Origin of the sequence: Pseudomonas sp. PDM32 (assembly GCF_019219225.1) — a bacterium.
In the GTDB taxonomy this organism is placed as follows: domain Bacteria; phylum Pseudomonadota; class Gammaproteobacteria; order Pseudomonadales; family Pseudomonadaceae; genus Aquipseudomonas; species Aquipseudomonas laurylsulfatiphila.
Genome location: NZ_JAHUWE010000049.1, coordinates 1 through 376, shown reverse-complemented (window position 1 = coordinate 376; position 376 = coordinate 1). Strand labels below are relative to the sequence as shown.

The 376-nt window shown below is 65.7% G+C and carries 1 protein-coding gene; it reads left to right on the top strand.

Annotation, left to right across the window (positions count from 1 at the left end):
* Positions 1 to 376 (top strand): VCBS domain-containing protein (locus KW846_RS29735; RefSeq protein ID WP_218486467.1); only part of this gene is annotated, 376 nt, incomplete at both ends.

Genomic DNA, 376 nt, shown 5'->3' with positions numbered 1-376 from the left:
GGCGCGGTGCAGGAAGACACCACGCTCAGCGTGACTGGCCAGTTCAGCTCGGCCGACATCGATCACGATGCCACGGCGACCTGGAGCATCAATGGCTCGCCAACCGGCACCTACGGCTCGATCGCCGTGAACACCAGCGGCCAGTGGACCTACACCCTGGCCAACGGCACCGATGGTGTCGCCAGTGCGGTACAGTCGCTGAAGGCGGGCGAGAGTCACAACGAAGTATTCAGCGTGCAGGTCAGCGATGGCCTCGGCGGCGTCGACACCCAGCAGGTGACGATCACTGTCACCGGCAGCAACGACGCGCCGGTGCTCAGCTTCGCGACCGGCAACGATGCCGGCGCGGTGCAGGAAGACACCACGCTCAGCGTGA